The following is a 21,250-nucleotide window of genomic DNA, read 5'->3' as shown; positions in this document are numbered from 1 at the left end:
CTGAATTACAGCTTCTGGTAGTTTCAGAGTCCCGGCATGGAAGCCATACACAGCGCGTACAAACTGTGGGGAAACAGACCCAGGCCCAGCACAGCCAGACTGTTCGCGCTGATGAGAATTTTCATCTCAGGATTGGACTCAATCGCGTCGTTGTTATCCGGTTTGTCAAAATACATGATTTTAACCATACGGATATAGTAGAACGCGCCAATGATTGAGAAAATCACCGCGACAACAGCCACCCAAACCAGGTTGGCACTGCTCACTCCCACCACCGCTTGCAGTACGGACAGTTTGGCAAAAAAGCCAATTGTCGGTGGTACGCCTGCCATGGAAAACATAAGTATTAACATCATGAAGGCAAACCAAGGGCTTTTTTGATTCAGCCCTTTGAAGTCATCCAATTTGTCGGCCTCAAACCCGGCTCGGCTGAGCAGGATAATCATACCAAAACCGCCCAAACTCATAATGGCATAGACAATGGTATAAAACATGGCAGCTGAATATCCGGCTTTGTTGCCCGCCAGTATCCCCAACAAAATAAAGCCCACATGAGATATGGTTGAGTAAGCCAGCATGCGTTTAATATTGGTTTGGGCAATGGCGATGACGTTACCTACACCCATGGACAATATAGCCATGATAATCAATATACCTTGCCACTCGCTGTGGATGCTGCCCAACCCCTCCACCAATAAGCGCATTAGCATGGCAAATGCTGCCAGTTTGGGTGCGGTACCAATATACAAGGTTACGGCAGTGGGTGCACCGTGGTAGATATCCGGTACCCACATATGAAACGGTACTGCGCCCAGTTTAAAGGCGATACCGACGATCACCATGACCATACCTAAAACCAAGGCCATTCTCTCATCCGCCGGTAACTGTTGTAACAATTGGCTGTATTTTTCAATATCCAATGAACCAGTGACTCCGTACAACAGCGACATGCCGTATAGCAGCATTCCGGATGCCAAAGCCCCCAGTACGAAGTATTTCATGGCGGCTTCTGAAGCGTCGTGATTATCGCGGTGCATGGCAACCAATGCATACAAGGATAAGGACAACAACTCCAAACCCAGATAGATGGTAAGAAAGTTATGCGCCGAAACCAAAATCATCATACCCAGGACACCGAACAATCCCAGGACGTAGTATTCGCCTTTAAATAGGTTCCTGTCCTGCAAATAAGTGCGGGAATAAATGAAAACCAGGCCTGTTACCAGGTAGATAAAGATTTTGAGTACATCACCCATAGTGTCACTGATAAAAGTTCCACTAAAAGTAAGTATCGTATCCGGGCTGTGATTGCTAACAGTGAGCAAACTGGCAACCACCAAAGTCCCCAGAGACAACAAGTAGGTCACCACTCTGTTCTTTTCGGATAAGTACAGGTCCACAATTAATATAAGGCACGCCATGGACAGCACGAAAATTTCCGGAATGGCGGGAGCAAAATTTGGCATCTCAAAATTCATTGTACTGTTCATCTTTTTATAACTTCGATTGAGTAATCTGTGTAACCAGGTGATCAACGGTTGCGTTCATCACATCCAGTAGCGGAGCCGGCCATAGTCCTAACAACAGTACGGCAACAGCCAGGATACCCAGGAAAAAGAATTCTCGATTATTCACATCCTGTAGTTTGGCGACTTTCTCGTTGCCCACCTCGCCAAACACGACGCGCTTAACCATCCATAAGGTATAGGCGGCACCAAAGATCAGCGTTGTCGCAGCAGCAAATGCAATCCAAAAATTGGCCTTAAATGACGCCAGGATTACCATAAACTCGCCAACAAACCCCGATGTACCCGGAAGTCCGGCATTGGACATTGCAAAAAACACCATAAATGCTGCAAATATAGGCATGGTATTGGCCACACCGCCGTAATCGGCTATTTGGCGACTGTGCAAACGATCGTACATAACGCCGACGCAAAGGAACATGGCACCGGAAATAAAACCGTGTGAAATCATTTGTACCAAGGCTCCGTTAATGCCCAATGCCACCCCTTGAGTGGTGTTGGTGGTATCGACTATCGTATACACAATGAAGAAACCCAAGGTAACAAACCCCATATGCGATATAGAGGAATATGCAATCAGCTTTTTCATATCCTTCTGTACCAGTGCGACAAAGGCAATGTAAACCACGGCAATCAAAGACAAGGTAATCATTAACCCGTCCAGTTGCATTGACGCATCCGGCGTAATCGGTAAACTAAAACGGACAAAACCGTAGGTTCCCATTTTCAACATGATCGCGGCCAGTACGACGGAACCGCCGGTAGGTGCTTCCACGTGCGCATCGGGCAACCAAGTGTGTACCGGCCACATGGGCACTTTAACCGCAAACGCCAGTAGAAATGCAACAAAGATGAATAGCTGCTCCGTCAGACTAAGGCGTAGATTGTGGAAATCCAGAATTCCAAAAGTGCCGGATTGGCTGTACATGTATATCAGCGCCACCAACATAAAAACGGAACCCAGGAAGGTATATAGAAAAAACTTTATAGTCGCGTAGACGCGATTTGGGCCACCCCAGATACCAATAATCAAAAACATAGGTATCAACATAGCTTCCCAGAACACATAAAATAAAATCGAGTCCAGAGCGGAAAATACACCAATCATCAAACCGTTCATGATCAGGAATGACGCCATGTACTGAGCGGTTTTCTCCTGAATCACTTCCCATCCGGCAATAACGACAATAACGGTGGTGAAGGCGGTCAACAATACCAACGGCATGGAAATACCATCCAGACCAAGGTGGTAGTAAATATCAAATCGGGCAATCCAAGGTACCTGCTCAACAAACTGCATTTGGTGAGTGCCAATATCAAATTGGGTGTACAGAGGCATACACATTAGCAAAGTAAGCACAGACACCAACAAAGACAACCATCGCGCTATCGGTGCATGCTGATCTTTACCGGCCAGCAATACCAGCACCCCCCCTAGGATGGGTGTCCAGATGACCAGGCTAAGTAGTGGAAAATCCGAAACCATTCAACTGAATCCTTCTTATTCTTTATCTCTGATTCGAAACACTCGTTAACGTTAAAGGCTAACTTTTAGGTAAGAACAGCACAACAAACGCTACCAAACCAATGATCATGGCAAATGCGTAGTGATACATATAACCGGTTTGGATATGGCGTACCACGGATGAGAACCAGCCCACCGCTTTCGCTGTACCGTTTACCATGATGCCGTCAATGAGTTTAGTGTCACCAAACTTGGACAAGAACCCCCCTACACCACGGGCTCCACCGGCAAAGAAAAAATCGTTGAAATCGTCAAAGCCGTATTTTTTATCCAGTACCTTGTACAACACATTAAGCGCATTCTTAATCTTTCCGGGAACTTCAGGAAAGCGTAGGTACAATAACGCCGCTGCTCCTAAACCGGTCATGGCCAGCCAAAAAGCCGGACCCATAACACCATGGGCAATAAAACTCATTTCCCCGTCGAAGCTGATTTTTTTCAATACATCATGTTCCGGTGCCACAAAAATCGAATCTGCAAACAGTTTTCCGAATAACATGGGTTCGATGAAAATCCACCCGGCAATAACAGACGGTACCGCCAATGCGACTAACGGAACCCACACGACCTTGCCGCATTCGTGTAGGTGTTCCTTGGTGTGGTGATCCATGCGCTCTTCGGTATGGAATACTAAAAAGAACATGCGGAAACTGTAAAAGGCGGTGACCACTACCCCCAGGAGCACACACACATAGGCAAAACCGGCGCCGGGAATGGTTGAAGCGTGTACTGCTTCGATAATCGCGTCTTTTGAGAAGAATCCGGCAAACCCCGGGAAGCCGATCAAGGCCAATGAACCGATCAACATACACCAATAGGTAATGGGCATGTATTTCTTAACACCACCCATTTTGCGAATATCCTGCTCATGGTGCATCGCAATAATGACCGCCCCGGCCCCAAGGAACAACAAGGCTTTGAATGCCGCATGAGTCATTAAGTGAAAAATGCCAGCCGCGTAGGCAGACACGCCCAAGGCAACGGTCATATATCCCAGCTGAGACAGGGTCGAATACGCTACTACGCGTTTGATATCGTTTTGTATGATACCCAGGAAACCCATAAATAAAGCCGTAATTGAGCCAATCACCAGAACAAAGGTCAACGCAGTTTCCGAAAGCTCAAACAGAGGCGACATCCGCGCCACCATAAAAATACCGGCAGTGACCATAGTTGCTGCATGAATCAACGCAGATATAGGTGTAGGACCTTCCATGGAATCAGGTAGCCACACGTGTAATGGTACCTGTGCAGACTTACCCATGGCACCGATAAACAGCAGAATGCAAATGACCGTCATTAAGGACCACGCCGTACCGGGGAAGACTTCGATGGTTTCTTTGGCCATAGCCGGTGCGGCAGTAAAGACTTGGGTATAATCCAAGGAATTGAAATACATCAATATGGCAGCAATACCCAATAAAAAGCCAAAATCCCCTACACGGTTTACCAGGAAGGCTTTTAAGTTAGCGTAAATGGCTGATTCACGCTTGAACCAGAAGCCGATCAGTAAATAGGAAACCAGACCCACGGCCTCCCAACCAAAGAAAAGCTGCAAAAAGTTGTTGGACATGACCAACATCAGCATAGAGAAAGTAAACAGGGAGATGTAGCTGAAAAAACGCTGATAACCGGGGTCGTCATGCATATAACCAATGGTGTAAATGTGTACCATAAAGGATACAAAAGTCACCACGATCAGCATCACCGCGGTTAAGGAGTCGACCAAAAACCCAACTTCAAAATTGATGTTATCGGTAAACATCCACTGGTAAACGGTGGCATTATAAACGGCAGCACCGTCATATATGACGTCTTTAAATACCACTACCGACAAAACGAATGATACCGCCACACCAATAATAGTGACCCAATGAGCCCCGGCCCGTCCGATTTGTTTACCGAACAAACCCGCAACAATCGCCCCCAGTAACGGCGCGAGAACAATGGTTAAATAAACGTTTTCCATGTTTTGCGCTTACCCTTTTAAAGAATCCAACTCGTCGACATTGATAGTGTCTTTGTTTCTAAACAACACCACCAATATGGCCAGACCGATGGCCGCTTCCGCCGCCGCCACAGTGAGTATGAAAAACACAAACACCTGCCCCGCCACATCACCCAGATAATGGGAAAATGCCACAAAATTCATATTGACAGCCAACAACATCAGCTCAATGGCCATCAAAAGAATGATCACGTTTTTTCGGTTTAGAAAAATACCGGCCACACTGATGCAGAACAAAACAGCGCCTAGAATGAGAAAATGCGATAAAGGAATCATTCTCCCCCCTCCCTCAGTACCCACTGACGGGTGCAATTCATCTGTGTCATTTTTATCATTGTTTTTTCTCTGTAGCCATTTTCACCAAGCGAACTCGGTCTTTACGTTTAACTTTGACTTGTTCTTCCGGCCCCAGCTGCTGCCGGCGAGTACGTTTACGCATAGTCAATGCAATGGCGGCGATAATCGCTACCAGCAAGATGACGGCAGCAATCTCAAACGGATACAAATACTCTGTATACAGCACCCGACCGATTTCTGCGGTATTACTGTAGTCCGCCGCTTTAGGTGTTGGATCAGGGTCTTTGTGAAGACCAAAACGTTCCGGCCCCACAACGGTGGACAATTGATACATCATGGTGAGTGCCGCAACCAAACCGATGAGCACATAGATGGAAAAACCCTTTTTCAATGTGGCCAAGTTGATGTCCAGCATCATCACCACAAACAAAAACAGCACCATGACCGCGCCCACATAAACCAGTATCAAGGTTAAGGCAAGAAATTCCGCCTCTAACAACAGCCAAATGCCGGCGCTGGTGAAAAATGCCAACACTAAAAACAAAGCAGCAAATACCGGGTTACGCACCGTAACCACCATAGTAGCGGCAAATACCAGTATCACCGAAAACACATAAAATAATATTTGTTCTATACCCATGCTTTTATATTCTTCTCTTAACGATAAGGAGCGTCTGCTGCTCTATTGGCAGCAATTTCCGCTTCATATTTGTCACCAACCGCAAGCAATTTTTCCTTGGTCATATACAAATCGCCGCGTTCCTCACCGTGATACTCAAATATATGAGTTTCAACAATGGAATCCACCGGACAGGATTCTTCGCAAAATCCACAAAAAATACATTTAGTCAGATCGATGTCATAGCGCGTGGTACGCCGGGTGCCATCTGCGCGCTTCTCAGATTCAATTTTTATAGCCAATGCCGGACACACGGCCTCACACAATTTACAGGCGATACAGCGTTCTTCACCGTTGGGATAGCGTCGCAATGCGTGCAATCCTCTAAAGCGAGGAGACATAGGGGTCTTCTCTTCAGGATACTGTACGGTAATTTTTTTGCGGAAAAAATACCGCCCGGTCAATGCCAGACCCCGAAACAGTTCCAATAAGAATAAACTTTTAATGTAATTGGCTATGGTATTCATGCTTACTTTAATACCGGCTTTAGGTTCTTCCGGATTTCTCCTGTTATATTCCGTTCTTCGCCCTGACGACGACCGGTTCTACGAACATTGGGTAACAACATGCTCTGAGAACAGATCAAACTTTATCGAACCAGGGTCCTACATTGGCTACAACGCCCCAACCCACTACCAGCAACCAAACGATAGTAATGGGAATAAACACCTTCCAACCCAGGCGCATGATTTGGTCATAACGATATCTGGGAAAAGTGGCTCGCAACCACAAATACATAAACAGAAAGACGGCCGTCTTGATGATCAACCAATGTATGCCATTACCCAACAGTAAACCGATTCCCGGTGCGGTGAGAACGGACTCGGGTAGAATTCCCTGGAAAGGAGTTAACCAGCCACCCATAAACATCAGCGCCGTCAACATGGCAATCAGAATCATATTGGCGTACTCCGCCAAAAAGAATACAGAGAAAGTCATGGCGGAGTATTCGACGTGGAATCCCGCTACGATCTCTGATTCACCCTCCGCTACGTCAAACGGAGCGCGGTTGGTTTCCGCCACACCTGAAATAAAATACACGCCAAATAACGGTAACAAGGGCAACCAAAACCAATGCAACAAACTGCCGTTTTGAGCGTTGACAATAGTTCCTATGTTCATGCTACCGGCGGCCAGTAACACACCGACAATGGCAAACCCCATTGCGATTTCGTAAGAGACGATTTGCGCAGCGGAACGTAAAGCTCCCAGAAAGGCATATTTGGAGTTAGAAGCCCAGCCGGCGATGATAACGCCATAAACACCGATAGAGGTCATGGCAAGAATATACAATACACCTGCATTAATATTGGCAAGTGCCATGTCGTCGTAAAACGGCACAACAGACCAAGCGGCAAGCGCCGGCGCCAAGGTCAAAACCGGCCCCAACAAAAACAAGAAACGGTTAGCACTGGTCGGAAGAATGGTTTCCTTAAACAGCAATTTTACTGCATCCGCGATGGGTTGCAGCAATCCTCGTGGACCGACCCGGTTTGGGCCAATGCGCACTTGGATGTAACCGATTACTTTACGTTCGGCCAGCGTCAGATACGCCACCGCACCCAGCAATGGTCCAAGTAGTACACCGATCTTAAATAAGATAACGGCAATCACAGCTACACTGTGCGCCACGTCCGGTGGTAACCATGTTAAATATTGTTCTATAAATTCTAGCATCCTGGTGTCGCTTTTTTTTCTAATACGTTCTAAACCCGGTGATTTCCACCGTTCCGACATCGGTTACTTCGACCGTTACGTTGCAAAACGTTATGGACAGTCAAAAAAACCCTGCTTCATTCCAACAAACTCGAGCCTCTATACCCGAGTTATGGTTAATGCTCCTAAGCCTGTACTTAATACTGCCGTTTCTTCACATCCTGCATGAATCAATGCACATCGATCTGCTACTGCATCTGTCAAAACCACCGGTAAAACCACTTCTCGCCCATCCATAGTCGCACTGGCTCGATCACCGTTTTGTAACCCCAATTCCCCGGCCAAACTGGAATTAATAAATATTTTTGCCGGGCCGCCGTCCATCGTTTCGTGCAGCGCTGTCGCTCGGCGTTGCAAACTGTCTCCCACGTACATTTGCCATTCGGAAATGCGTTTGATTTCACCATTGGGTTTTTGGATTTTAGGCGTACCGCGTACAGTCATAAGATTATCAGGCTTGCGTTCACCCACGATTTGCTTCAGTTCGTCACGAACCTCTTCTGTACTCATAAAATCAAAGCCATTGCAACCGAACAAATTACCCAACACGCGTAAGACTTTCCAACCGGGTCTGGCGTCACCCAGGGTTGGCACCACAGCGCTGACGCTTTGCCAAACCCCTTCTATATTGATATAGGTACCGGAGGTTTCTGTAAACGGTGCGATGGGTAAAATCACATCAGCGTATTCACGCATACCCGGGCTGTCAAAACTACTAAAACAAACCACAAATTCCGCATCGCTTAGTGCCTGCTTAGCCAGGGTCGGTTCTGCGCTATCCACTTCCGGTTCGACATCATATAGTAAATAGGCTTTGCGTGGATTCTTGAACATAGTCAAAGCATCCAGTCCGTCTTGGCTATCTGCATGAAGATCCCGATGAGGAACACAGGCACTGAGTCGTGCTCCACTACTATTACCGTAGTCGGGCAAGTAACCCACTTTGCTGTCACTTAACTGTGCGATTAGATTGGCCATCAAGCGAATGCCGGATAGGTCCGGATGATTCAGAGTTTGTGGTCCTAAAATGACACTGCTATTGGAACCGGACACAAGATTAGCCGCTATATCTTCATGCGCCTGAGCAACCTCCACATCCGTCAATTGTTTATTGATCTCTTCCGGTAACGATTTACCGCTCTTCGCAGCAATTGCTTTGGCCACTGCAGCCAGTTCCGCTGTGTAGGCGACCGGGTTAGTCACTAATTTTGCACACACGGGTAAACAAAAATCGTAATCGACCGTGTTGATAAACATAACCTTTGTGCCTTTATGCGCCGCTTTACGTAAGCGGTGTGCAGCCAAAGGTTGATCTTTTCTAATGTTGGAACCGATTAAAAGAATGCTGTCATTGTTTTCCAAATCGGCAATGTTCTGTCCCAACCATGGATACACCGGTTCTATGTTCTGATCGGAAAAATCCTGCTGGCGGATTCTATAGTCCAGATTATTAATGCCCAGAGAATCGCTTAACTTTCGCAGCAAATACATTTCTTCTGTCGATACGACCGCGGAGGTGAGCACTCCCATATTCTCACCACCGTATCCATTGAGCATTCTTTGAACACCTTCAATGGTAAAATTCAACGCTACATCCCAATCGGTCTGTTGCCATTGACCTTTGGTTTTAATTAAGGGTTTCTGTAAACGACTGTTGGAGTTGAGGGCCTCATAACTAAATCGATCCCGATCGGAAATCCAGGTCTCATTGATCGATTCGTTTTCCCGAGGCACTACCCGCATCACTTTGTTGTTGCTCACATGAACGTGAATGTTGGAGCCCAAACAATCATGTGGCGCGATACTGTCCCGCTGAGTCATTTCCCAGGCTCTTGCGGAAAAACGGAAGGGTTTGGAAGTCAATGCGCCAACCGGACATAAATCAATAACGTTACCGGAAATCTCAGAAGTCACGGCTTGAGCAACATAGGTACCGATTTCCGTATGTTCGCCACGACCGGTGGCTCCCAATTCGCGCAGGCCGGCAATTTCATCACCAAAACGCACACAACGGGTACAATGAATACAACGGGTCATATCAGTGGCTATGAGGGGCCCCAGATTTTTGTCTTTAACCACGCGTTTCTTTTCGCCGTATTCAGACGCATCGTTACCGTAACCAACAGCAATATCCTGCAATTCACATTCGCCGCCCTGATCACAGATAGGACAATCCAGGGGATGGTTGATCAACAAAAACTCCATCACGCCCTTCTGTGCTTCAATCGCTTTGTTGGAACGGGTTAAGACTTTCATACCATCGGTAACCGGTGTAGCACAAGCAGGCAGGGGTTTGCCCACCTTCTCTACTTCGATCAGGCACATGCGGCAGTTCGCCGCTATTGACAGTTTTTTATGATAACAAAATCGAGGTATGTAAATACCAGCCTCATCGGCTGCCTCGATGATCATGGCACCTTCGCGTGCTTCTATCTCTTTTCCATCAATTTCGATGCTAACCATCGTTATCTAAAACCCTTAACTATGTCCGCTCTATGTTTAAGCATAAGTTCATTAGCAATAGCTGCAGTAATGACACCCGTTGTTTATTATCTTTAACTGCGCCCTTAGGAGGCGCCTACCATACAGGTTTTGTGATCTATATGATATTGAAACTCATCCCGAAAATGCTTAATGAAACTGGCGACCGGCATTGCAGCCGCATCACCCAGGGCACATATAGTTCTGCCCTCGATTTTGGACGATACATTCATCAGCACATCCAAATCTTCCGGTCTGCCATGACCGTGTTCAATTCGGTGAACCATGCGGGCTAACCAGCCGGTCCCTTCGCGGCAAGGAGTACATTGACCGCAGGATTCTTCGTAGTAAAAATGTGACAACCTAGCCAAAGCCTTTACCATACAAGTCGTTTCGTCCATGACGATGACGGATCCTGCACCTAGCATGGAACCGGCCTTGGCTATGGAGTCATAGTCCATATCCGTTTGCATCATGACATCTGCGGGAACCACCGGTGTGGAGGATCCACCCGGAATAACCGCTTTAAGTTTATGTCCATCCCGCACACCTCCGGCCATTTTCAGCAATTCGGCGAAAGGTGTACCCATGGGAACTTCATAATTACCCGGTTTATTCACATGCCCACTGACAGAAAAGATTTTTGACCCGCCATTATTGGGTTTACCCAGGTCCAGAAACCACTGTCCACCTTTTTCTAAAATCCGCGGTACAGAAGCCAAAGTCTCGGTGTTATTTATGGTGGTGGGTCTGCCATATAATCCAAAACTGGCGGGAAAAGGCGGTTTAAATCGTGGTTGCCCCTTCTTACCTTCTATGGATTCGATCAATGCGGTTTCTTCACCGCATATGTATGCACCGGCACCCAAGTGCGTATACAAATCGAAGTCCACTCCGGAACCCAAAATATTATTGCCCAGTAAACCTGCCTCGTAAGCAGCGTCGATTGCCGCTTGAAAGCGTTCATAGGGTTCCCAGAACTCGCCGCGAATATAGTTGTAACCTTTAGTCGCGCCGATGGTATAACCGGCGATGGCCATACCTTCCACCAGTTGGTGCGGGTTGTATCGTAGAATATCACGATCTTTACACGTTCCCGGCTCACCCTCATCGGAGTTACAGACAATGTATTTTTGCCCTGGGGTATTGCGTGGCATAAAACTCCACTTCAACCCGGTGGGAAATCCCGCACCGCCACGTCCTCGCAACGCAGAGGTTTTCAGTTCCGCAATAATGTCATCCGGTGAGGTCTTTTCCTTAAGAATTTTTTTCCACATCTCATAGCCGCCGCTACTGACGTAGGTATCCAGTTCCCAGGAATTTTCCAGATGGTTATTTCTGAAACAAACTTCGTTTGCCATAGCCTAATCCAGTTGATCCAAAATCGAATCGATTTTTTCCGGTGTTAAATGTTCATAGTAGTCGGTGCCAATTTGAAACATAGGCGCACCAACACAAGCGCCCAGACACTCGACTTCCTTTAAGGTGATACGACCATCGTCCGTGGTATCTCCCATTTTAATACCCAGTTTTTTCTCCAAATGGGCCACGATTTCTTCCGAACCGCACAACAGACAGGAAATATTGGTACACACACATATCTTGTGTCGTCCAACAGGTTTGTGCTCGTACATGGAGTAAAAACTGGCAACCTCATACACAGCAATTGGAGGAATTTTCAGATAGGCTGCAATCTCGTCCATGATAGGAACGGTCAACCATCCACCATTGGCTTCCTGAGCCACACGTAAGGACGGCATCACCGCAGACTGTCTTCGGTCTTCGGGATATTTCGCCAAGAACTGGTCTATTTGAGCCAGTGTATCTTCGGATAACAACTTCTGTCGGCTCAACGCGTTTTCATCTATATGTGCTGCCATAATCAATCTGCCTTTTAACGGTCAATTTCACCGAACACGATGTCCTGCGTACCAATAATGGCCACCACATCCGCTAACATATGACCTCGCGCCATTTCATCCAAGGCAGCCAGGTGCGCGAACCCCGGTGCTCTGATTTTCAAACGGAAAGGTTTATTGGTGCCATCGGACACCAAATAAATACCGAACTCACCCTTAGGATGCTCAACAGCGGTATATACTTCCCCTTCCGGTAATGCATAACCTTCAGTAAACAATTTAAAGTGGTGGATCAATGATTCCATGTCACTTTTCATACTTTCCCGTTTCGGGGGGGCCAGTTTTTGGTCGTCTAACATGACAGGGCCGGGATTTTGTCGCAACCAGTCAATACACTGCTTTACAATGTAATTGGATTGACGCATTTCCTCTATGCGTACCAAATAGCGATCGTAGCTGTCGCCACCTAAGCCCACCGGAATATCAAAATCCAGTTGATCATATACTTCATACGGTTGTTTTTTACGAAGATCCCATTCAATACCGGAGCCTCGCAACATAGGTCCGGTAAACCCCAGTTGTAACGCTCGTTCCGGTGAAACCACGCCAATACCTACGGTACGTTGTTTCCAGATACGGTTGTCGGTGAGCAAGGTTTCGTATTCATCGACACAACCCGGGAACCGATTGGTAAAATCTTCGAGGAAATCCAGCAGAGAACCCTGACGATTACTATTCTTTACATCCACTTCTTTTTGGCTGTGCCACTTAGACGCCGTGTACTTGGCCATCGACTCGGGAAGATCGCGGTATACGCCGCCGGGACGATAATAAGCCGCATGCATGCGTGCACCGGATACTGCTTCGTAAGCATCCATCAAGTCTTCCCTTTCGCGAAACGCGTAAAGGAATACTGTCATGGCGCCAATATCCAAAGCGTGGGCACCAAGCCACATGAGGTGGTTCAGGATACGGGTGATCTCGTCGTACATCACTCTGATGTACTGCGCACGAATGGGAGCTTCTACTCCCAGCAACTTTTCCAAAGCCAGAACATAACCATGTTCATTGCTCATCATGGAAACGTAATCCAGCCTATCCATATACGGAATGCTTTGGTTATACGGTTTGCTTTCCGCCAACTTTTCTGTGGCTCGGTGCAACAAACCAATATGTGGATCAGCTCGCTCTATGGTCTCACCATCCAATTCCAATACCAGGCGCAATACGCCGTGAGCGGATGGATGTTGCGGTCCAAAGTTTAAGGTGTAGTTTCTGATTTCAGCCACGCTTATTCCCCTTCCGTGACCGAACTAACGTATCGGTTATCATCTCGTTTGACTTTCGGTACAAGTGTTCTAGGTTCTATACTGACGGGCTCATAGACGACCCGTTGTTTTTCAGTGTCGTAGCGCATCTCCACATTGCCAATCAGCGGAAAATCCTTTCTGAACGGATGACCGATAAAACCATAGTCGGTCAATATACGCCGCAAATCCGGGTGCCCTCTAAACATAATACCGTACAGATCGAACGCTTCACGTTCGTACCAGTTGGCACCACTCCATATATCGACAACGGAATCCACAATCGGTGCATCCGTGGCAACGCGCACTCTGACTCGTAGTCTTTTGTTATGGCTTACAGAGATTAAGTGATAAACAACGGCAAACCGATCTGTGTTGCTTGCACCCGCACTGACTGTCTCGGCACGATTCACGCCGCGACTGAAACCGGTTCCGGTTGCAGAAACCGTTTCCCATTCCACATCGCCATAGGACAAGTAATCGATACCGCAAACATCCGTTAATTGCTCAAAACGCAGATCCGGATGGTCCCGTAACAAGATACAGTTTTGAATAAAATCTACCGTAGGCAATTCGATGGTCACTTGATCGAAAGCATCCTCGGCGGAAATGATTGCCGGTAATTTTTCCAACAGGCGCTGTTTCAGCGTCGAACTTGCATCACTCATGATTCATCATCTCTTTATACACGCGCGATTGTGTTTGTGCGTTTTATTTTATTTTGCAGTTGTATGATACCGTAGAGCAATGCTTCTGCAGTAGGCGGACATCCCGGGATATAAATATCCACCGGCACGATTCGATCGCATCCTCTAACCACGGAATAGGAATAGTGATAGTAGCCACCGCCATTGGCACAGGAACCCATGGAGATAACCCATCGCGGTTCTGACATCTGATCGTAAACTTTTCGCAGTGCAGGCGCCATTTTATTCACCAGAGTGCCGGCAACGATCATGACATCGGATTGACGGGGGCTGGGACGAAAAATAACGCCGAAACGATCCAGATCGTATCGGGATGCACCCGCGTGCATCATTTCAACGGCACAACAAGCCAAACCAAAAGTCATGGGCCACAAGGAACCCGTACGTGCCCAGTTAATTAATGCGTCAGCCGTTGTTGTGGTAAAACCTTTTTCTAATATTCCTTCTACTCCCACTCCAAGGCCCCTTTTTTCCACTCGTAAATAAATCCGATAACTAAAATACCAAGAAACACCGCCATGGCGATCAAACCGAACATGCCTATTTCGTTAAGCACAACGGCCCACGGAAACAGAAACGCAATCTCAAGATCAAAAATAATAAACAGGATAGCTACTAGATAGAAACGTACATCGAACTTCATACGTGAATCTTCGAATGCTTCGAATCCGCATTCGTAAGGCGAGAGTTTTTCGCCGTAGGGTTTGCTTGGCCCCAGCAAATAGCTGGCTGCTATAGGTGCCACACCCATAACAATCCCAATAACGACAAACACCAAAATTGGCAAATAGTTTTCAAGCATACTGTTACTGCTCCCCACCCTAATAATTATTTTTATTACAGCCAGTACTCACTGATTACACCGCTGTTTTTTTAATCGTTATTTAAAACTCATTTAAATAACAAACAGCGGTAAAAAAAGCGAAGGTCGAGTCTAGGCTAGACCAGATTCACTTGTCAAGTTAGGAAAACACCTTGAATATTAATGTATAATCAAAAAGTTAATTATCAAAATCTAATATTTTTGTAAAGTAAACCGGCAGTGAGATTAGATCCATTCTTATTGTTCAGCAGCAGTTCAGCTTTAGTCCGGTTAAATTCCGCATCAGTATACTTTACAATTACATAAGGCCGTTTTAATAGCAGACAATAAAAAAGCGCTGTATAAGCTTATACAGCGCTTTTTGACAGCAGTTTTCACTACTTAAATGGTGCCGATGGCCGGAGTCGAACCGGCACAGCTTTCGCCACTGCCCCCTCAAGACAGCGTGTCTACCAATTCCACCACATCGGCGTAATAAAATCGTTTCCAATCTGTAACGTCTACCACACATTAGTCATGTGTGATATTCATTACGACTATTTTTTCGGCGCCGTTTCCTCTGGCGCAGAAGGTGTCTCCGTAGCGGTTTGAGCGTCTGTATCTTGTTGCACCGGTTGAGTATCCATCGATGGCACAGCAGGCAGCTCAGAGCTGTCAGCTGGAGCCGCAGGAATCTCACTGGGCATTTCAGCGGCTGGAACGGGTACTTTTTCTTCAATCAATTGCTCTACGCTACTTTTCTGTTCTTTGGGCGCCTGAGACAAATAGGCCAGGGACAAGCTGGTGACAAAAAAGACCGTTGCCAAAATCGCGGTAGATCGCGACAAAAATGTGGCGGAACCCTGCGCACCAAAAACGGAGCCTGACGCCCCACCGGAAGCACCACCACCGAAAGCAGCACCCGCGTCTGCGCCTTTACCATGTTGGAGTAACACTAAGCCAATGATGCCCAGCGCGACAAAAACATGAATAACCATTAAAACTGTATTAACCATTGTTGATCCTAACCATTGTTGATCCTAACCATAAGGACACTTAACGGGCCACCTGCAACAGGTATTCCCACCTCTATTTAATTTAACCGGCGGCCTTACAAATCGCCAAGAAACTCTCGGCTTGCAGGGAAGCCCCGCCGATCAGCCCGCCATCAATATCTTCACGTGCAAACAGATCGGCCGCGTTATCCGCTTTGACACTGCCACCATAAAGAATCTGTATCGCTTGAGCCACATCGGCATTTTTTGTCGCCAGGCGCGCTCGAATAAACGCATGGACATCCTGTGCTTGCTCCGGCGATGCAGTTTTACCCGTGCCGATGGCCCATACCGGTTCATAGGCTATAACAGTCTGACTAAATGCCTCAATGCCGGCGAGGTCCAACACTGCATCCAGCTGTTTGCCAACAACCGCTTCAGTTTGACCCGATTCACGTTCCTCCAATAATTCTCCTACACATAATATTGGTATTATGGCTGCTTTTTTAGCAGCGACAAATTTTTGAGCAATGAGCGCATCACTTTCACCGTATATCGAACGGCGCTCAGAATGGCCAATAATGGCATATTTGCAACCGAAATCATTCAGCATGGCAGCCGCCACTTCACCGGTAAAAGCACCGGATTCCTGCTCACAAATATTTTGGGAGCCGTAGCTGATATTGCTGCCCTTCAGCATGTCAGCCACCTGCTGTAAATACACGAAAGGAGGACACACAGCGATTTCTGCATTTTTGACATCAGCAGATCCGCCCATAATGGCTTCAAGCAGCTGTTTGTTGTTCTCTTTGGAGCCATTGAGTTTCCAGTTGCCGGCTACGAGCGGTTGACGCATGTTAATCCCCTTTGTTAAATTTCCACAAACCTAAAAATCGGGCTGGAAGCTTAACCGCAGACGCCGAAAAAATCAATTTGCCGGCGCAAATATCCTGAACGAACACCTATTTACAGGAATTTTCAGACCTCAATACGGGTTTGGCTCAACCTGGACGGCGCCGGGTCGACAGAAAAAATCCGTGGTTAGAAGATTTCTTAGAAAAACAGCGTCATGAAAGGGCTTGTTTAACCTTTTCCGCTAGTTGTTCCGCAAGTTGCTCCACTTCTACAGCATCCCGACCTTCCACCATTACCCGCACTAAGGGTTCAGTACCGGAAGGCCTGAGCAAAACCCGCCCCCGATCCTTAAGTTGCAACTCCACTGCCGACACGGCTTCTCTAATAGGCTGGTTTTCCAAGTCTACTTTCCCACTGACGGGAACATTTACCAGGACCTGGGGATACTTGGTCATACCGGACTTGAGCTGATTCAGGCTTTTACCGCTATTTTGCATGGCTACCAGCACTTGCAGTGCGGAAACCACGCCATCTCCCGTAGTGGTGCGGTCCAGACAAATGATATGCCCCGAACCTTCACCACCCAACACACAGCCATTTTGCTGTAAAATTTCCATGACATAGCGATCCCCTACCTTGGCTCGCTCCAACTCAATACCGTGCTGCTTCAGCGCATGCTCCAGCCCCAGATTGCTCATGACAGTACCCACAACCGCCTCGGGTTTGGCGTTGGTCTCCGACCTGGACATAGCGATGATAAACAGTAGCTCGTCCCCATCCAGCAGTTCGCCGGTATGATCAACCATAATGACCCTATCACCATCTCCATCCAAACCCACACCCAGGTCTGCATGCTGCTCCAGAACGGTGTGTTGTAACAAGGAGGGCGCTGTAGAACCGCATTGTTCATTGATATTCAGGCCGTTAGGCTTGTTACCAATGGTGATAACATCTGCTCCTAGCTCGATAAACACACTGGGTGCAACATGGTAGGTGGCACCGTTGGCACAATCCACAACGATACGTAATCCTTTTAAACTCATGCGAGGAGGGATGGTACTTTTACAAAATTCGATATAGCGGCCTGCGGCATCCTCAACCCTTTCCGCCTTACCCAATTTGGCCGAATCGACACAATGCATCTCTTTTTCCAACTCCGCTTCAATGGCCAGCTCCACTTCATCGGACAGCTTCATGCCATCGGCAGAGAAAAACTTAATGCCATTATCTTGATAGGGATTGTGGGAAGCACTGATAACAATGCCCGCCTGTGCCCGTAAGGTACTGGTGAGATAGGCGATGGCAGGAGTGGGCATGGGGCCCAACAAAAGAATATCAATACCGGCAGCTGAAAGCCCCGCTTCCAGCGCCGACTCAAACATATAGCCCGAAATTCGTGTATCTTTGCCGATGACCACCTTGCCTCGGCTTCTGCCGTTGAAACTGCCACTGGCCAATACCCGGCCTACGGCCCAGCCCAGCTTCATCACAAATTCGGGAGTTATAACCCCCTGACCCACACAACCGCGGATTCCGTCAGTGCCAAAATACTTTCGTTGACTCATGCTGCACTCTCAAAATTGTTACCACTTAAAGGGTATTATTATGCTGATTTGTGACTACAACGCACTTAATTATTTACGCCGTTAACACGTATTATTCCCATTTTGCAAAATTCACGGTGATTGCAACAGCGCACGACCTACTTTTAATACATCGGCTGTAGCGGCCACATCATGAACTCGAAATATACTGGCACCTTGCCATTGGGCGATACTGGCCAGCGCCAGACTGCCAAATAAACGTTGGTCCGCAGGTCTGGGTATATCGTTTGCACTCAACAATGCTCCAATGGTGGATTTGCGAGAAAATCCCACCAATATAGGGCACGCCAGCGAGTGAAACTCATGCAAATGTTTGACCAGACTTAAATTGTGTTGCGTGCTCTTGCCGAATCCAAAACCCGGATCAATGAGCAGCTTGTCTCTGCTCATACCGGCAGCTATGCAAGCGGCAATTCGTTGCTCCAGAAACTGCTTTACTTCCTGGACCACATTCTCATATTGGGGTTGATGTTGCATGGTCCCGGGCTCACCCTGCATATGCATGAGGCACACCGGCACATTCAACTGGGCCGCCACTGCCATGCAGCCCTCACCTCGCAATGCCGCCACATCATTGATCAGGCCTGCTCCCGCCGCCACTGCTTCGCGCATCACTGCGGCTTTGCTGGTATCAATAGAAACAATGGTGGGCAGTTCACGCCGTAATAACTCAATGATCGGTATCACCCGATCCAGTTCTTCCTGTTCACTCACCGAAGTAGCCCCGGGACGGGTGGATTCACCACCGATATCGATGATGGAAGCGCCCTCCTGAACCATTAAGCGAGCTTGCTGCAAAGCTTTTTCTTGATCCAAAAACAAACCCCCGTCCGAAAAGGAGTCGGGGGTTACGTTTAACACCCCCATCACTTGGGGTGTGTTTAAGTCCAGAGCCTTGTCAGCGCAGTGTAACCGCTGTGTCATACCACTCAGTGTTCGCCTGCAGGCGTGCCGATATTACCGTTGTTGGACGGCTTATCTTGCTTGTGTTCCTGGCGGGTGGAACCGGATGCGTCACCGCCGTCACTCCAACCTTCCGGCGGCCTGGGCGTACGCCCGTTCATGATGTCGTTGATTTGATCCTGGTCGATGGTTTCATACTTCATTAAAGCGTCAGACATGGCGTGCAGTTCATCCATATGGTCTTTAAGAATTTGCTCGGCACGAGCATAGTTTCTATCCACAATGGCACGCACTTCTTCGTCAATGAGCTTGGCAGTGGAACCGGAAACATTCTTGTGTTGTGTCACAGAATGGCCCAGGAACACTTCACCTTCGTCTTCGCTGTACACCATAGGACCAAGTTTTTCAGACAACCCCCACTTAGTTACCATATTTCGGGCTATTTCAGTGGTACGTTGAATATCGTTACTGGCACCGGTAGTGACGTTTTCCGGACCGAAAATTAATTCTTCCGCAATACGACCGCCGAACATGCTGGAAATTTGGCTTTCCAAGCGTTCTTTGCTGGCACTGTAGCGATCCTCTTCCGGAAGAAACATGGTTACACCCAAGGCACGGCCTCTGGGAATAATAGTAACTTTGTATACCGGATCGTGAGACGGCACATTCAGGCCCACAATAGCGTGGCCGGCTTCGTGATAGGCGGTGAGTTTCTTTTCGTTCTCACTCATAACCATGGACTTGCGCTCCGCGCCCATCATGATTTTGTCTTTGGCCTTTTCAAAAAAGTCCATATTGACCAAACGACTGTTGGCTCGAGCAGCAAACAAAGCCGCCTCGTTCACCAGATTCGCCAGATCGGCGCCGGAGAAACCGGGTGTGCCACGGGCAATAATATTGGGCTTCACATCGTCCGCCAAAGGTACTTTGCGCATATGTACTTTGAGGATCTGCTCGCGACCACGTACATCGGGCAAGGGAACCACCACCTGACGGTCAAATCGACCGGGACGCAGCAAAGCAGGATCCAGAACGTCTGGTCGGTTGGTTGCGGCTATGACGATAATGCCTTCATTACCTTCGAAACCGTCCATTTCCACCAATAATTGGTTTAGGGTTTGTTCGCGCTCGTCATGCCCACCACCCAAACCGGCGCCACGATGTCGGCCTACGGCGTCAATTTCGTCGATAAATATAATACATGGGGCGTGTTTTTTGGCTTGCTCGAACATATCGCGTACGCGGGAAGCCCCCACACCCACAAACATTTCCACAAAGTCGGAACCGGAAATGGTGAAAAACGGGACTTTGGCTTCACCGGCAATGGCTTTGGCCAAGAGGGTTTTACCGGTTCCCGGGGAACCCACCATGAGTACGCCACGTGGAATTTTGCCACCCAGTTTTTGGAATTTACCCGGATCGCTGAGAAATTCCACCAGCTCCGCCACTTCTTCCTTGGCCTCTTCCACACCAGCCACATCGGAAAATGTCACTTTTACCTGATCTTCACCCAACATACGGGCTTTGCTTTTGCCAAACGACATGGCACCGCGACCACCGCCGCCACCCTGCATTTGACGCATGAAAAATATCCATACGGCAATCAACAACAGCATGGGGAACCAGGAAATAAACACCTGCATCAAGATGCTTTGCTGCTCCGGCGGCTTGGCATCAATGGAGACATTGTTCTCCAGCAACTCACCCACTAAATCGGGATCACCGGGGCTGTACGTGAAAAAATGATCACCAGCGGAGGTTTCGCCATGAATGCTGCGGCCTTCCACGATGACTCGTTTCACCATACCATTGCGCACTTCTGCAACAAATTCGGAATAATCCATTTGTTTCGCAGCATGCGGCCGAGGTGTGAAATTATTAAATACGGACACCAGCACAATGGCGATGACCACCCAAAGTAGAAGGTTTTTAGCTAAATCGTTCAAGATAAGAAGCCTCTGCTCTTGTATGAGTTCGTTCTACAGT

General features: G+C 47.7%; 19 protein-coding genes and 1 tRNA gene. All 20 read right to left on the bottom strand.

Annotated elements, in window-relative coordinates; genetic code table 11:
* Nucleotides 1-23 precede the first annotated feature (23 nt).
* On the bottom strand, nt 24-1,478 hold the full coding sequence (gene nuoN, locus OEY58_20695; protein ID MDH5327881.1) for an NADH-quinone oxidoreductase subunit NuoN: 1,455 nt from the start codon (nt 1,476-1,478) through the stop codon (nt 24-26).
* Nucleotides 1,479-1,494: 16 nt separating this feature from the next.
* Nucleotides 1,495-3,012, bottom strand: coding sequence for an NADH-quinone oxidoreductase subunit M (locus OEY58_20690; protein ID MDH5327880.1), 1,518 nt, complete (start codon nt 3,010-3,012; stop codon nt 1,495-1,497).
* Between the two features lie 58 nt (nt 3,013-3,070).
* Complete coding sequence (nuoL, locus tag OEY58_20685) at nt 3,071-5,020, bottom strand: NADH-quinone oxidoreductase subunit L (GenBank protein ID MDH5327879.1); 1,950 nt, start codon at nt 5,018-5,020, stop codon at nt 3,071-3,073.
* Between the two features lie 9 nt (nt 5,021-5,029).
* The gene (gene nuoK / locus OEY58_20680; GenBank protein MDH5327878.1) at nt 5,030-5,335 is read right to left on the bottom strand and encodes an NADH-quinone oxidoreductase subunit NuoK; all 306 of its coding nucleotides are present in this window, start codon (nt 5,333-5,335) and stop codon (nt 5,030-5,032) included.
* 55 nt (nt 5,336-5,390) lie between these two features.
* Nucleotides 5,391-5,996, bottom strand: a complete 606-nt coding sequence (locus OEY58_20675) for an NADH-quinone oxidoreductase subunit J (protein MDH5327877.1) — start codon at nt 5,994-5,996, stop codon at nt 5,391-5,393.
* A gap of 17 nt (nt 5,997-6,013) precedes the next feature.
* The gene (gene nuoI, locus OEY58_20670; GenBank protein MDH5327876.1) at nt 6,014-6,502 is read right to left on the bottom strand and encodes an NADH-quinone oxidoreductase subunit NuoI; all 489 of its coding nucleotides are present in this window, start codon (nt 6,500-6,502) and stop codon (nt 6,014-6,016) included.
* A gap of 115 nt (nt 6,503-6,617) precedes the next feature.
* A complete protein-coding gene (gene nuoH, locus OEY58_20665; protein ID MDH5327875.1) occupies nt 6,618-7,712 on the bottom strand; it encodes an NADH-quinone oxidoreductase subunit NuoH in 1,095 nt (364 codons plus the stop codon).
* A 138-nt stretch (nt 7,713-7,850) separates the two neighbouring features.
* Nucleotides 7,851-10,214: an NADH-quinone oxidoreductase subunit NuoG gene (nuoG, locus tag OEY58_20660; protein MDH5327874.1), complete on the bottom strand. Its 2,364-nt coding sequence runs from the start codon at nt 10,212-10,214 to the stop codon at nt 7,851-7,853.
* A 104-nt stretch (nt 10,215-10,318) separates the two neighbouring features.
* Nucleotides 10,319-11,593, bottom strand: a complete 1,275-nt coding sequence (gene nuoF / locus OEY58_20655; protein ID MDH5327873.1) for an NADH-quinone oxidoreductase subunit NuoF — start codon at nt 11,591-11,593, stop codon at nt 10,319-10,321.
* A 3-nt stretch (nt 11,594-11,596) separates the two neighbouring features.
* On the bottom strand, nt 11,597-12,112 hold the full coding sequence (gene nuoE / locus OEY58_20650; protein MDH5327872.1) for an NADH-quinone oxidoreductase subunit NuoE: 516 nt from the start codon (nt 12,110-12,112) through the stop codon (nt 11,597-11,599).
* Between the two features lie 14 nt (nt 12,113-12,126).
* Nucleotides 12,127-13,380: an NADH-quinone oxidoreductase subunit D gene (locus tag OEY58_20645; protein MDH5327871.1), complete on the bottom strand. Its 1,254-nt coding sequence runs from the start codon at nt 13,378-13,380 to the stop codon at nt 12,127-12,129.
* A 2-nt stretch (nt 13,381-13,382) separates the two neighbouring features.
* Nucleotides 13,383-14,066: an NADH-quinone oxidoreductase subunit C gene (locus OEY58_20640; protein ID MDH5327870.1), complete on the bottom strand. Its 684-nt coding sequence runs from the start codon at nt 14,064-14,066 to the stop codon at nt 13,383-13,385.
* A 14-nt stretch (nt 14,067-14,080) separates the two neighbouring features.
* A complete protein-coding gene (locus OEY58_20635) occupies nt 14,081-14,560 on the bottom strand; it encodes an NADH-quinone oxidoreductase subunit B (GenBank protein MDH5327869.1) in 480 nt (159 codons plus the stop codon).
* Nucleotides 14,551-14,907 (bottom strand): NADH-quinone oxidoreductase subunit A, encoded by a 357-nt coding sequence (locus tag OEY58_20630; GenBank protein ID MDH5327868.1) that lies wholly within the window; start codon nt 14,905-14,907, stop codon nt 14,551-14,553. Before OEY58_20630 ends, OEY58_20635 begins: the two co-directional genes overlap by 10 nt.
* Before the next feature lie 407 nt (nt 14,908-15,314).
* Nucleotides 15,315-15,399, bottom strand: a tRNA-Leu gene (locus OEY58_20625).
* A 65-nt stretch (nt 15,400-15,464) separates the two neighbouring features.
* Nucleotides 15,465-15,923, bottom strand: a complete 459-nt coding sequence (secG, locus tag OEY58_20620; protein MDH5327867.1) for a preprotein translocase subunit SecG — start codon at nt 15,921-15,923, stop codon at nt 15,465-15,467.
* Nucleotides 15,924-16,005: 82 nt separating this feature from the next.
* Nucleotides 16,006-16,758, bottom strand: coding sequence for a triose-phosphate isomerase (gene tpiA, locus OEY58_20615; protein MDH5327866.1), 753 nt, complete (start codon nt 16,756-16,758; stop codon nt 16,006-16,008).
* A 211-nt stretch (nt 16,759-16,969) separates the two neighbouring features.
* The gene (gene glmM, locus OEY58_20610; GenBank protein ID MDH5327865.1) at nt 16,970-18,322 is read right to left on the bottom strand and encodes a phosphoglucosamine mutase; all 1,353 of its coding nucleotides are present in this window, start codon (nt 18,320-18,322) and stop codon (nt 16,970-16,972) included.
* A 111-nt stretch (nt 18,323-18,433) separates the two neighbouring features.
* Nucleotides 18,434-19,285 (bottom strand): dihydropteroate synthase, encoded by an 852-nt coding sequence (gene folP / locus OEY58_20605; GenBank protein MDH5327864.1) that lies wholly within the window; start codon nt 19,283-19,285, stop codon nt 18,434-18,436.
* 5 nt (nt 19,286-19,290) lie between these two features.
* The gene (ftsH, locus tag OEY58_20600) at nt 19,291-21,210 is read right to left on the bottom strand and encodes an ATP-dependent zinc metalloprotease FtsH (protein MDH5327863.1); all 1,920 of its coding nucleotides are present in this window, start codon (nt 21,208-21,210) and stop codon (nt 19,291-19,293) included.
* Between the last annotated feature and the right edge of the window lie 40 nt (nt 21,211-21,250).

Source organism: Gammaproteobacteria bacterium (genome assembly GCA_029882975.1).
In the GTDB taxonomy this organism is placed as follows: Bacteria; Pseudomonadota; Gammaproteobacteria; order SZUA-152; family SZUA-152; genus JAJDNG01.
This window is presented reverse-complemented; position numbering and strand designations above follow the sequence as displayed.